A 13,729-nucleotide genomic window follows, 5' to 3' on the forward strand; every position below is an offset into this window, starting at 1 on the left:
GAAATATGTATCCGTTCAGCGGAGTGGCAGAATAAGGTAGACAAGGTGATCTAAAAAGATAATCATAGAGCAAAAGTGAAGTAATATGGTAAACCTTTTAGAACTTTGCAAAAATTTACAGCAAAAAATAGAAAGGTTAGAAGCAAAAATAGAAAGATTGGAAAAAGAGAATGAAAGTTTAAAAGCAGAAAATAAGGCTTTAAAGATAGAAAATGCTGAGTTAAGAGAAAGACTCGGTTTAAGCTCAAAAAATTCATCAATACCAAGTTCCAAAGAGTTGTATAAAATAAAAAAGAATAAGCCGAAAAGCGAAAGGAATATTGGCGGTCAGGTTGGTCATAAAGGAAGTTTTCGCGCCAACATGGATGCAGATAAAGTAGTAAAGATAGAGTTGCCTAATACTTGCGAATGCGGAGGAGAAATTGCAATATGTGAAAAACCATATATTCATCAGAAAGTTGATCTTCCAGAAATCAAGCCTTATGTAGTGGAATATCAGTTAGAACATGGCCGTTGTCGGAGATGCGGAAAGAGAAGAAGTAGCAAGTTACCAGAAGGTGTTACGCCAGATACATTTGGTCCAAGGGTTAAGTCAATAATTGCAGCGTTCAGCGGATTCTACAAAAATTCAAAACGCGAAATAGCGAGTGTCGTAAATGATATCTTCAATTTGAACATAAGCGTCGGTAGCATATCAAATAGTGAACATAGAGTTGCTTCAAAATGCAAAAAAATGTATGAGCAGATCGAACAAGAGATAAGTAGGAGTAAAGTTCTACATATTGATGAAACGAGCCATTATAACAAAGGTAAACTCGCTTGGTGTTGGATGTTTGCAAGCAATACGGCAAGTTTTGTAAAATTTACAGAGTCAAGAGGAATGAAAGTTTTACAAAATAGTAAATTCTGCAATCGCAATAGCTTGGTAATAACTGACAGGTATGCAGCATACAATTATTTTGCCGATAAAAACAGGCAAATCTGTTGGGCACATTTATCAAGAGATTTTGAAAGATTAGCACATAGTTGGAATATTGAAGTTAAAGTTCTGGGTTGTTACTTGAGAAACGTGGCCACTGAATTATTTGCACTAAAAAAAGCTTTACTAAAAAGTGAGATAGATGTTTTGAGGTTTGTCAGACGTGCCAGAAAATTAAGAAAACGTACAAAGTATTACTTGAAGGAGATATCTCGTTTACCTGAAGCAATTGGAGCCTCTCGAGTTGCAAAAAATGTTCTGAGATCTGAAAGAATGATGTGGAAATTTTTAGATGACCCAGAAAATATTCCGCTGACAAATAACCACGCTGAACGGCAAATTCGGCATTATGTCGTTTATCGCAAAAACTCATATTTTACACAATCAAAGCGGGGAAATACATTCCTTGAGCGGATAATTTCATTATACTTAACTTGGAAACAAAGGGGTCTCAATCCTTTCCAAAATCTCCTATCTATTGTTTCTTAAACCACTCTCCTGAACGGATACCTTTGCTTAAGATTTATATTTAACGCTGCTTAAAATCAGTGAAATGCACACCCCAGCAAACTACTCTGCCGAGCTTCCAACACTTTCACATTTACTATTTTGTCCCTGTATTTATCTTCAGAATCATCAATGCACACTGATTGCATATATGGGCTTTTACCAATAATTTGGTTTTGGTGTTTACCTTTTTTATCGCTAAACAGAACAGGTATAGTTTTACCTACCATACTCTGGTTAAACTCAAGTTGTTGCTTACTAATTAATTTCTGTAAACGAAGAAGGCGCTCTGTTTTAACCTCTTCTGGTACTTGATCTTTTCTTTCCGCTCCCGGTGTGCCTGGTCTTGGGCTGTATTTAAAACTATAAGCCTGAGCATATCTAACTTTTTCTACTAATTTCATAGTTTCTTCAAAATCTTTTTCGGTTTCTCCAGGAAAACCAACAATAAAATCAGAAGAAAATTCGATTTCAGGTTTCAATTTGCGAAATCTGTCTATTATTTCCAAATACTCCTCTGCAGTGTGTTTCCTGTTCATCGCGTGCAATATTTTATTCGAACCAGACTGCACAGGTAGGTGAACAAACGGCATGAGCTTTGGCTCTTCCGCATGTGCCAAGTAGAGAGATTCATGCATATCTCTTGGATGAGAAGTTGTATAACGAATCCTCTCTAGCTTTTCAATTTTAGCAATATGACTAATTAATTTTCCTAAATCCCACACTTCCCCTTCGCACTCCCCATGGTAAGCATTGACGTTCTGACCAAGCAAATTGATCTCATTTGCCCCATTTGCAACTAATTTCAATGCTTCATGAAATATTTCATTCACTGGCCGTGAATACTCAGCTCCACGAGTATAGGGCACTACACAAAACGTACAAAATTTATCACAACCCTCTTGTATGGCAAGAAACGCAGAAGACCCCTGGCTATTGCCATAGCATTCATCTGGCAATTTATCAAACTTTGCAACTTCAGGAAAATCAGTGTTTATTACATGACCTTTACTTCTGCTTGCTTTGACTATCAGCTCCGGTAAGGTAGCGATACTCTGCGGACCAACAACAATATCAACAAAAGGAGCCCTTCTGAACACTTCTTCTCCCTCTGCTTGCGCTACACACCCAGCCACCACTATAGTCATTTCTTTTCGTAACGAATGAATCTTCCCAAGCTCTGAGTAAAGTTTTTCTGCTGCCTTCTCTCTAATGTGACAAGTATTCAGTATCACTAAATCGGCTTTCCCTGCATCACTAACAACGTTGAACCCCAAAGGTTTAATTACATTTTCCATTAAAACGGAGTCATAAACGTTCATCTGACAGCCGTAAGTTTTAATATATAGGCCTTTCATATTTGGTATGTCTTTTTCAAAATTTCTTCACCCTACACGTAAATGTCTAACAGACCAGCGCGTGACGCTAGTGAACTTGCTAGCACAATAGATTTTGACAAAATTCATTATAAAATAGCGATTTAACTGTTGAAGAAAAAATATGCCACAAAAAATGAGGGTCAGTAACCATAGCGAATATAACAAATTTCTAGAAAAAAGAGGAAATATTTTTCATTATATCAACGAAGCCATAGAAAAGTGGTACGAGAATGGTCCAAAAATACCAGGTGGCAACAATATTTATAGCGATAAAGTTGTAATTTTGGTGCACATAATAACTTGTTTATTTAGAATAGGCCTGAGGCAAACAGTTGGGTTTATAGCAGGATACCTTGAGCAAATTGGGAAAAATTTGCAAGTTATCAGCTATTCACAATCATCAAGAAGGTTTAAGAAACTCAATATTAAGATCAATGATTGCAGAAAATAATATGGAAGATATCGAAATTGCTATAGACAGTACAGGAATTAGTATATACAACAACACTCCTGGTCATAGCAAAGAAAATAGCGAAGATAGAAAGTATCGCAGCTATGAACAGACAAGAAAATTGCATGTAATGTTGAATACAAACAGCAAAAAAGCCATAGCTGTAAAATACAGTAACGGTGTCTACTCTGATCACTATGGAGCTTGTGATTTGCTAAAAGAAGTCGATTTTCAGTATGTCATAAAAGTACTATATGCAGATAGGGCATATGACAGAGAAAAGCTCTATAAGCTGTGTAATCAATATGGTATAAAAACGAAAATTCCTCCGAAAAACAACGCAGCAGAGCATCCAAAGTTAGACTATATGGCTGAGAGAAATTCTGCAGTCAAGCTCATAAAGTCATATGATGAAGATGGTATAAAGAAGTGGAAAAAAGAGATGAGTTATGGAAAAAGATCTTATATAGAAGGTTTTTTCTCGCGATTAAAAAAGACATTTGGATTTAGTTTTAGGAACAAATCTGAAATGAATCGTGAGAGGGAACTAAATGTTATTTGCTTAACAAATTTACTGAAATAGGCATGGCTAAGTTTGAGATAGCTTCATGAATTTATTGTACGTTACCTACTATCCGAAGAGCGATGCAACAAAGCCATCCCAGTGTCAAGCACTGGGATGACAAGAAAGGGAGCACTGGAATTTTTATTTCAGTATTGTACATTAGCCATGCATCTGAACAGATACGAGCTTTCTGCTTTTTTTTGGGTAAGGTCAGTCAAAAAGGTTTTACAACAACCATAATAACTATAACTATTATCAATACTGTAACTGCTTCATTTAAAACGCGAAAATAAATATGTGACTTCTTATTCGAACCCATTGCAAAATTTTTCCTATATTTTGCAAGTAGCATATGAATAATTAACATCAAAAGTATTGCAAATGCTTTTACATGAAACCATCCTTCACGATATGCTTCCCTAATAACCATTAGTGTAATTCCAAGACCAAGTGAGAAAAGCATTGCAGGGTTTATGATATGTCTAAGTAGCCTCTTTTCCATTGTTTGAAGCAAGCTATCATTTTCCGATCCCGGTTTTACAGTTGCATGGTAGACATAAAGCCTGGGTAAATAAAGCATACCTGCCATCCACATGATAACAGAGATAACATGAAAAGCCTCAAGCCAGTGGTAATAGTTCATTAGCAAAAATTTAAAATTCCTAGTATTGTGTTAGTTTAATGAAAAAGAAATCGATATGAAAGCAGAAAATTTCACTAAAGAACAGATAATTGGATTCTACAGGAAAATGCTACTCATACGCAGATTTGAGGAAAAAGCAGGACAATTATATGGGATGGGATTAATAGGCGGGTTCTGTCACCTATCAATAGGACAAGAAGCAGTTGCAGTTGGAACTCAAGCTGCATCAAAATTAGGTGACGCTTTTATCACAAGTTATAGAGACCATGGCTTAATGCTCGCATGTGATTCTGATCCAAATGTTGTAATGGCAGAGCTTACCGGCAAAGAAACAGGATGCTCGAAAGGTAAAGGTGGTTCGATGCACGTATTTGACGTTGAAAAAAAATTCTTCGGCGGGCATGGAATAGTGGGAGCACAAGTTCCAATTGGCACAGGAATAGCATTTGCTAATAAATATAAGAAAAAAGATAATGTGGTATTTACATATTTTGGCGACGGTGCTGCAAATCAAGGACAAGTATATGAATCGTTTAATATGGCATCTTTGTGGGAGTTGCCTGTGGTTTACATCATAGAAAATAATGAATACGCAATGGGAACCTCCGTGCAAAGATCAACTTTAGTAACAGAGTTATATAAAAGAGGAGAAAGTTTTGGTATTCCTGGAAAACAAGTTGATGGAATGGATTTTTTCTCTGTTTATGAGGCTACAAGCGAAGCAGCGGAACACACACGCAGCGGAAAAGGGCCTATCCTGCTTGAAATGAAGACATATCGATATCGCGGTCACTCAATGTCAGATCCTGCTACTTATCGCTTAAAAGAAGAAGTTGAAGATATGAAGCAAAATCATGACCCTATAAGCACTTTAAAGAAATACATGACAGATAATAAAATGGCTTCAGAAGAAGAGTGCAAAGTAATTGATAAGGAAATACGTGATTTAGTAAAAAAGTCGGAAGATTTTGCCAAAAATAGTAAAGAACCAAGCGTTGATGAGCTGTATACTGATGTTTATAAATTTGTTAGCTAATTTTTTTATCCAGAACTGTACAAACATTGTATAGTAAACGATGTCATCCAAATAGCTCCTTCTCCCGTCATCCAAGTGCCCTCCTTTTTTTGTCATCCCAGTGCTCCGACTACTTGGATCCAGCTGAGTTGGTGAGTATAAAAGTATAGCTAACGCAAGCTCTACGTCATGCCGCCGCGAACCGTCATACCGCGATTCATTCGCGGTATCTCTAGATCCCGCTAACAAGCAGCGGGATGACGGTTGTCAGGCTAGCTGTCATCTCAGTAGTCTCCTTCTCCTGTCATCCGAGTAGCTGACACTGGTTCCTTTATGACGGCAGTAGCCCCTTCGGTGTCATTCCAGTGCTTGACACTGGAATGACACCAATAATTGACATTTCACTAGATATTCATTATAAATAATGGAATGCTACAAAGTATAAAAACCATATTAATAGAAGACGATAACGTTAGGCTGGATAGGTACATCAGAAGAATCTTTCCTGATCTAAAGCAATCTGTAATTGAAAAATCTTTAAGGAAAGGATTAATCAAAGTTGATGATTGCAAAGCAAAGTCCAGTGATAGAGTAAATTCTGGGCAAACTATAACGCTGAAGCACTTGAATTATATTGAAAACGCTAATTCTGATCGCAAATATAATGAAAAGTTAGTGAATCTACTAAGAGAGAACATATTATATGAAGACGAATATATACTAGCTATAAACAAACCCGCAGGGGTCATCGTTCAAGGTGGCGTAAAAGTAAAGATTAGCATGAGTGATTTGCTTGACCAAATAAGAGAGGGAGAAACATTTAAAATTGTCCATAGGCTAGATAGAGATACGAGTGGAGTGATAATATTCGCACGCAACGCTAATGTTGCCAGATACCTTATGGAAGAATTTAAAGGACGAAGAGTAAAAAAAACTTATTTAGCATTAACTTCTGGCATACCGAGCAAGGATAGTGGAACAATAGACTATCCATTGGTGAAAAAATATGTTTCAGGTCAAGAAAAAGTGGTCGTTGATGAAAATTCACCTCAGAATGCCACTACGCATTTTTCAATTATAGCAAAATCCAAACACAATGTTGCTTATTTAAAATTACAACCAATTACCGGCAGAACCCATCAGTTACGTGCACATTTAGCTCATATAAATTGCCCTATTCTTGGTGACGGTAAATATGGTGGTAAAAAAGCTTTTATTGATGGGATAGCAAATAAAATTCACCTTCATTCGCATTCTTTATCTTTAAAACTGCCAAACAATAAAGAAATCACTATCACCGCTCCTATCACTAAACACATCGAAAAATCCATTGAAGCGCTATTTTTCGACTGAAACGATTTCACCAATCAACTTTTCTGTCTTTGGCTTTAATTTGAAGCACAGATATTAGGCTAATTAATGCGCAGGCAGTAAGATAAATGCCTGCTGCAAGTTTTGTTTCGGTTTTTTCTATAAGCCACATGCATATGTATGGAGAAAGGCCACCAAAAATTCCTGCAGATATATTATTTGCTAAGCTTACGCCAGTGCATCTTACTTTTGTTGGAAACAGTTCACAAATAACAGAGCCATATATTCCAAAAGATGCACCTACTGGTATAGTAATCAATAAGTAAGTTATTATTACGACATAGTGGTTAACGGAAGATAATAATGGTAATACACATGTACCAATCAGAGATAGCATAATCAGTACAGGAATCATTACGCGTTTTCTTCCAACTTTATCAGATAAAATTGCAAAAAGTACCGCAGATGCTGCAAATACAACCTGTACTACTATCCTCATTAAATCTTTAACACTAATAGATAAAATAACTAGCTCTTTTATTGATATATTATAAAACATTATTGCTGCGTAGACAATTGCATTCTGAGCAATTCCGAGATTGATTGAAATAATAAGCGGTCTTTTATAGTTTCTTACTAGTTCTAACAATGGTGAATGTGCTAAATTATTAGCGTACTTATTAGTTTTATATGCTAAGCTTTCTTTTAATATGTACCTAGTTAAAAAACCTATTGTCCCCAAAAAAAAGCAAAAATAAAAAAGCAACTTCCATCCCCATATTTCATAGTTCTCACCTGTAACTCTTTTGCAGATAAATATCATTGTTATGCATAAGAGCGTTCCAAGGGCTCCGCTAAAGGGCTTCATACTTCCTAAGAAACCTAGATTTTTTTTATCTTTTGAATGCTCTATCGTAAATGCTGTATTAATGCTTGTTTCACCTCCTGCAGTTATTCCTTGCACTATTCTACAAAACACAAGCAATACAGGTGAAAGCAACCCTATTTCTTTATACCCAGGTATAATTCCCATAATTGTGGATGATATTGAAATTAATATTACTGAAGTAAGTAAAGTCTTTCTTCTGCCATACTTATCTCCCATATAACCAAAAATTACTGCACCAATTGGTCTAAACGCAAAACCAATTGCAAAAACACCAAGGAATTTGAGTGTACTCAAATAATGATCTTCTGATGGGAAAAAAACGTTGATGATTGTATCTGTTAATACTCCAAAAAGAGTGAGTTCATACCACACAATCATGTTACAGATCATGCCCGATAGTATTGCTTTTTGGATATTATTCATGGTCTTTCAATTTAACATAACCTAATATATCATTAACCGGTGCTCCTTGCTATAAAATTTTTCATTCAATAACCTTCAAGGATAATTCACGTAAATGCTTATCCTCCACCTTGGAAGGAGCACCCATTAGAACATCTTCACCTTGCTGGTTCATAGGAAAACAGATTACTTCACGAATATTTGGCTCATCAGCAAGCAGCATAACTATTCTATCAACCCCTGGTGCTATTCCACCATGAGGAGGAACACCAAATCTGAATGCACGTACAAGTGCACCGAATTTTGTATCAACTTCTTCTTTACTATAGCCTGCAATGGCGAAAGCTTTATACATGATATCCAGTTTGTTATTGCGAATTGCCCCACTTGATAGTTCTATTCCATTGCAAACAAGATCATACTGGTAAGCAAGGATATCGAGTGGATTCTTTTCCTCTAAATCTTTCAGACCACCGTGTGGCATAGAAAATGGGTTATGAAAGAAATCTATTTTTTTACTTTTATCGTCATATACAAAATATGGAAAATCAATGATCCAACAAAACTTGAAGATATTATCATCTATAAGACTGAGTTCTGACCCTAAAAGAGTGCGTACTTTTCCTGCAATGTTTGCCGCCTCATTCTCTTTGTCAGAAGCAAAAAATACACTATCTCCTGGCTCTATGTTTGTTGCTTCTCTTATGTGGTTTAGCCTATTTTCATCAAGAAATTTAGCAATTGGGCCTTTCGCAGTTCCATCTTTATCAAACGTTATATATCCGAGACCCTTAGCACCGAATTCTTTTTGCGCATGTTCTATCTTTTTATCAAAGAAGCTGCGTGGTTCCTCTGCTGTTTTAGGTGCAGGGATGGCTCTCACTACCATACCACGCTCAATATTGCTTTTGAAAATATTGAACCCTGAATCACGGAAAATTTCTGTAACATCGCTGATTAATAGTGGATTACGCAAATCTGGCTTGTCAGAACCATACTTAAGCATTGCCTCTTTGTATGTAATGCGTGGAAAATCTTTATCGACAGACTTGCGAGAAAATTTGGCGAACACTTTATATAAAGCAGATTCAATAACGTCAAATATGTCCTCTTGAGTCACAAAAGACATTTCAAGGTCTAGCTGGTAAAATTCCCCAGGAGAGCGGTCAGCCCTTGCATCTTCATCACGAAAACACGGTGCGATTTGGAAATATTTATCAAACCCTGAGACCATGAGCAACTGTTTGAAAATCTGCGGAGCTTGTGGCAATGCATAGAACTTGCCAGGATTTAGCCTGCTTGGCACTAGGTAGTCGCGTGCTCCTTCAGGAGAGGAAGCAGTGAGTATTGGAGTTTGAATCTCTAAAAATCCTCGCTCTATCATGAGCTTGCGGAGCTCTGCAATAATTTGTGAGCGCAAAATAATATTGTTGCGGACTTTTTCACGTCTTAAGTCAAGAAATCGATATTTAAATCTCATGTTTTCTGGGTATTCTTGCTCGCCGGTAATGCTTGCCAATATACTTCTTTCTTCTTTTGCTATTTCTTCATCAAAGTGGAACTCAACTTCCGACTCAACGCGCAAATTGTTGACTATCACCTCGATTTCTCCGGTAGAAATAGAGCTGTTTACCGTATCTTCAGTTCTAGCTTCAACTATTCCTGTAACAGTAATTACACTCTCCAATTTTAAATTTGATATCTCATCAAAAAAGTCTTTGTCATTATTAAATACTAGCTGAGTGATTCCGTAGAAGTCCCTTAAATCAACAAAAATTAGGTTACCATGGTCGCGCTTACGATATAACCATCCAGAAAGGGTAACTTCCTTTTCTACGTCGTTCTTCCTCAGTTCATTGCACGTATGAGTTTTACAGCAGTTCATATTTGTTTTACTTCTAAATTCTTTAAGAAGTATAGAAATAAACCTTATTACATACAAGCCCGTTCGTCAGATATTTGCGCAATTTTCGAAATAGAGCAGTACTGCTTTTATATTGTCTTTACCCGCAAAAAAATTGCACAATTTCTATAATTATGGTATAATAGCAAGGGTGTTTTTAATGAATTAGATACAGGAAATGCCACTTACACAGATCATATTATATAGCGTAACATTACTTGCTGTAGCTGCAGTATTTCTCTTTTTGAGAAAAATATACAAAAATCGCATTAGAAAAATCATATTTCCTAGAAAAGTTTTTAAAGAAGAGTGGGAAGAAGACAGAAAATTCAATGAATTATATCAAAAAAATAAGCAAAAAGAGTTGCTGAAACAACAAGAAACGCTACGCGAGAAACAAAAAGATGTGCAAGTTTATAAAGAAGATCCAGAAATAGTTGACATAGCAAAACCGGTAGGTAAATGGACAAAGATGGTTATGATGGGTAATGGTTTAATGCAGCGTTTTGCACAATTGATACATAGAGAAGGCGGACAGAAAGGATTTTGGGAGCTGTTTGTTAAAGCTCAGGCTTCAACTCAAGGTAAACATAAGGGGGAGGGCAGATAATCCATGCTTGAATGTGAAAATTTATCCTGCGCTCGTAATAACAAAGTATTATTTAAAAATCTCAGTTTTAAAGCTGAGCTAAAATCAAAGATTCTAATCACTGGTCCAAATGGTAGTGGTAAAACCAGCTTAATTAGAAGTTTATCTGGACTTTTACCGCCGGTATCAGGCAATATAAGGCACTGCGGAAAAGATATATATGATGATCCAAAATCCTATATATCTTCTATGGTCTATATAGGCCATAAGAATGCCTGCAAGGACAGCTTAACTGTTGCTCAAAACGTAGAATTCTGGGCAGGAATACGAAATACTAGAGAACTGATTGTGGCAGCTATTTGTTGTTTGCAGTTGCAGCCTGTACTTAATATTAGATATGGCGAACTTTCTGCAGGCTGGAGAAGAAGAGTTGCACTTGCTCGCCTCTTGATTTCTAATGCAAGCGTTTGGCTGATAGATGAACCATTTTGTAATCTTGATAGTGCAACGTGTGAATTAGTGCTGAACCTAATCTCAATACGCTCTGAGCAAAATGGTATAGTAATTATTACAGGGCATAGCTCTACAGAGCAATTGTGTGATTTTACAACGATTGATATACGCGATTTCAATAGACTTCTTGTATAGTTTTTGGCAACAACCGCTAGAAATAAAAACTTACTTGACAAACTCCGCCAGCCTCCTTATCATGAAACTGAAGCTATTTATTTATCTTCTCTGTACAGATTAAATGACAAAAAAACTCACGTATCTGGCGTCTCATGTTTAATTTTTTGCACTATGTGCACTCTATGTCTTTATCAAATTTCTAGGTTTTTACCTATACAAGCTGAAATGCGCTTATAAAGCATTTAAAACATCAAAAAACGCCAACTTAAAAAATGGATAGTGAATAATTAGCTACCCTAGGGTTTCTTTTGCCTTTTTTTCTGTTTAGTAAATTTCTTAAACATTTATGACTAAAGGTTAGTTGCATTAAAAAGCAGCTAAATCGCGGTTATTAAGCGTTTAGAATAAAAAAACGCCATACTTGAAAGTATAATGTAAGTAATTAGCCAACCACGGGGCTTCTTTTGCCTTTTTTTTCATTTGGTAAATTCCTTAATGTTTATGGCTAAACGACAACCGTCATCCCGCTACGTGTTAGCGGGATCTCTTGTTAGCGGCTGAGATACCGCGAATGAATCGCGGTATGACGGTTCGCGGTGGCATGACGATAAGCTCGTCATCCCGCTGCTTGTTAGCGGCTAAGGGATACCGCGAAGGGATACTGCGAATGAATCGCGGTATGACGGTTAATTATTCTGCGGCGGTATGACGTAGAGCTCGCGTTAGCTATACTTTTATACTCACCAACTCAGCTGGATCCAAGTAGTCAGCTACTTGGATGACAACCTGTTGAGGCTGCGCTTACACATTCCACTTTCTATGCTCACCAAAAAAATTTGCTTACTCGCAGCAAAATTTTCTGGATCCAAGTATTCAGCTACTCGGATGATATCTTTGTGTTTGAAGCAAAACCAGCTATAACATTTCTTCGCAAACAAATGTTCGTACAGTTGTGCGCGTGATGCTGGAATCTAGACAACAATTAGATCCTATTGTCAAGCAATAAGCTACATGTGCTATTTATTTAGTAGATTAAATATGAAGTTTAAAACTCTGCTATTGACTTCCTGTAGAACTAGTGAAAACCAAACTTGCTTAAAACCACTTAATTAGTTATAGTTATAAGTTTAGGTACAGTAAAATGACAGCTTTTGTCCCCTTGATTATTTTTTTAATCTTGTATCTTGGAAGTGGTGCTTATTTTTCTTTTATCGGAACTGATAATCCACTTCATCAGGTTTCACCAGTAATCTGCTTATTACCAGCACTATTTTTTGCTGTCTCACGTGGTACAAATAAAATTCAGCATAACATCGATACTGTTATCAAGGGCATGGGTGACAAAAACACCCTTACTATGTGTTTAATTTTTTTATTTTCTGGAGCATTTTCTGCGGTGACTCAATCAATCGGTAGCGCAGACACTGTTGCTAATTTAATTCTTAATTTCCTTCCAGCAAGATTACTGCTGCCTGGAGTATTTTTGGCTTCTGCTTTTATTTCAACTGCAATTGGCACATCTATGGGAGTTGTTGCGCTGATGGTACCTATAGCTGTTAATCTGGCAAAAAGTGGAGCTTTTGGTCTCGAAATAGGAACTGCAACTGTAGTAGGTGGTGCCGTGTTTGGCGATAACCTTTCGATGATATCTGATACCACCATTGCATCTGTTTCTTCACAGGAAGCTTCAGCAAAAGATAAACTTAAAATGAACTCTAAAGTTGCACTTATTGCCAGCATTATAACACTCATCTACCTAGCAGTTGCCTCAAATAGTACAAAAATTATTTCTATATCAAATTTAGATTATTATTCTATAATAAAAATTATTCCTTACATTTCTTTAATAATCATGGGGCTGCTTGAAGTCGCCACTTTAGTAACAATAACTATAAACATAATTATTGCTGGTGTGCTAGGAATAACTTTTTTTGACTATGCTATCATTCAATTTCCTCATGACGTGTATGACGGTTTCAAAAAAGTAAACGAAATAGTGATATTTGCTCTATTTATCGGTGGATTGAGCCATATAATGTACAAGCAAGGTCAAAAAGCGTTGCATAAACTCATCGATGAAAGCAATATCACAAAAACTAAAGCTGAATTTGTGATAGCAGGAATTGCGTCTATGTTTACTACCTTAGTTGCCAATAATACCATTGCTATTTTACTAAGTGGTGGCATTGCAAAAAGGCTTGCACAAAAACACAGTATTGCGCCACATCGCAGCGCATACTTATTAGATGTTTTTGCTTGTGCTACAAAAGGTATCTTACCTTATGGTTCCCAACTATTGCTAGCAGGGAGTATAGCTTTTGTATCACCTATTTCTTTATTAACACAGGTATATTATTGCTTTATTCTAGCGGCAGTTACAATAGGCGAAATAATCATCAACAGCAGAAAAGAGAAACATTGTGCGGCTGCAACTTAGAGTTTCTCTTTTTTTACCCATAAGGAACG

At 36.5% G+C, this 13,729-nt stretch carries 12 protein-coding genes; 8 read left to right on the plus strand and 4 right to left on the minus strand.

Annotated elements, in window-relative coordinates:
* The first annotated feature begins 85 nt into the window (after positions 1-85).
* A complete protein-coding gene (locus AAGD74_RS04075) occupies positions 86-1,468 on the plus strand; it encodes an IS66-like element ISWen3 family transposase (protein WP_007548562.1) in 1,383 nt (460 codons plus the stop codon).
* 56 nt (positions 1,469-1,524) lie between these two features.
* On the opposite strand, the gene miaB is transcribed toward AAGD74_RS04075, so the two are convergent.
* Positions 1,525-2,844, minus strand: a complete 1,320-nt coding sequence (miaB, locus tag AAGD74_RS04080) for a tRNA (N6-isopentenyl adenosine(37)-C2)-methylthiotransferase MiaB (protein WP_006279599.1) — start codon at positions 2,842-2,844, stop codon at positions 1,525-1,527.
* Between the two features lie 142 nt (positions 2,845-2,986).
* On the opposite strand from miaB, the gene AAGD74_RS04085 reads away from it, so the two are divergent.
* Together AAGD74_RS04085 and AAGD74_RS04090 are read left to right on the plus strand one after the other, a co-directional pair.
* Complete coding sequence (locus tag AAGD74_RS04085; RefSeq protein ID WP_007548762.1) at positions 2,987-3,316, plus strand: transposase; 330 nt, start codon at positions 2,987-2,989, stop codon at positions 3,314-3,316.
* Positions 3,300-3,899 (plus strand): transposase, encoded by a 600-nt coding sequence (locus tag AAGD74_RS04090; protein ID WP_341810536.1) that lies wholly within the window; start codon positions 3,300-3,302, stop codon positions 3,897-3,899. Before AAGD74_RS04085 ends, AAGD74_RS04090 begins: the two co-directional genes overlap by 17 nt.
* Positions 3,900-4,095: 196 nt before the next feature.
* Here the strand turns inward: AAGD74_RS04090 and hemJ are convergent, their stop codons facing one another.
* Positions 4,096-4,524: a protoporphyrinogen oxidase HemJ gene (hemJ, locus tag AAGD74_RS04095; RefSeq protein WP_006279885.1), complete on the minus strand. Its 429-nt coding sequence runs from the start codon at positions 4,522-4,524 to the stop codon at positions 4,096-4,098.
* 55 nt (positions 4,525-4,579) lie between these two features.
* On the opposite strand from hemJ, the gene pdhA reads away from it, so the two are divergent.
* Positions 4,580-5,560 carry a pyruvate dehydrogenase (acetyl-transferring) E1 component subunit alpha gene (gene pdhA / locus AAGD74_RS04100; protein WP_006279887.1) on the plus strand — a complete coding sequence of 327 codons (981 nt, stop codon included), beginning with the start codon at positions 4,580-4,582 and terminating at the stop codon, positions 5,558-5,560.
* Positions 5,561-5,968: 408 nt separating this feature from the next.
* Positions 5,969-6,892, plus strand: a complete 924-nt coding sequence (locus AAGD74_RS04105) for an RluA family pseudouridine synthase (RefSeq protein WP_006279888.1) — start codon at positions 5,969-5,971, stop codon at positions 6,890-6,892.
* Positions 6,893-6,899: 7 nt separating this feature from the next.
* Here AAGD74_RS04105 and AAGD74_RS04110 read toward each other — a convergent pair whose 3' ends face one another.
* Complete coding sequence (locus AAGD74_RS04110) at positions 6,900-8,162, minus strand: MFS transporter (RefSeq protein ID WP_236514771.1); 1,263 nt, start codon at positions 8,160-8,162, stop codon at positions 6,900-6,902.
* A 61-nt stretch (positions 8,163-8,223) separates the two neighbouring features.
* Entirely contained in the window at positions 8,224-10,026 is a 1,803-nt protein-coding gene (gene aspS, locus AAGD74_RS04115; RefSeq protein WP_006279890.1) for an aspartate--tRNA ligase, read from the minus strand.
* A 196-nt stretch (positions 10,027-10,222) separates the two neighbouring features.
* Here aspS and AAGD74_RS04120 point away from each other — a divergent pair, with 196 nt between their 5' ends.
* The 3 genes from AAGD74_RS04120 to AAGD74_RS04130 all read left to right on the plus strand — a co-directional run bounded on the left by AAGD74_RS04120 (position 10,223) and on the right by AAGD74_RS04130 (position 13,700).
* Positions 10,223-10,654 carry a hypothetical protein gene (locus AAGD74_RS04120; protein ID WP_341810537.1) on the plus strand — a complete coding sequence of 144 codons (432 nt, stop codon included), beginning with the start codon at positions 10,223-10,225 and terminating at the stop codon, positions 10,652-10,654.
* Positions 10,655-10,657: 3 nt separating this feature from the next.
* The gene (gene ccmA / locus AAGD74_RS04125) at positions 10,658-11,281 is read left to right on the plus strand and encodes a heme ABC exporter ATP-binding protein CcmA (protein WP_006279892.1); all 624 of its coding nucleotides are present in this window, start codon (positions 10,658-10,660) and stop codon (positions 11,279-11,281) included.
* Between the two features lie 1,123 nt (positions 11,282-12,404).
* Complete coding sequence (locus AAGD74_RS04130; RefSeq protein ID WP_236514769.1) at positions 12,405-13,700, plus strand: Na+/H+ antiporter NhaC family protein; 1,296 nt, start codon at positions 12,405-12,407, stop codon at positions 13,698-13,700.
* Positions 13,701-13,729 lie beyond the last annotated feature (29 nt).

Origin of the sequence: Wolbachia endosymbiont (group A) of Campoletis raptor (assembly GCF_964026755.1) — a bacterium.
GTDB classification, from domain to species: domain Bacteria; phylum Pseudomonadota; class Alphaproteobacteria; order Rickettsiales; family Anaplasmataceae; genus Wolbachia; species Wolbachia pipientis.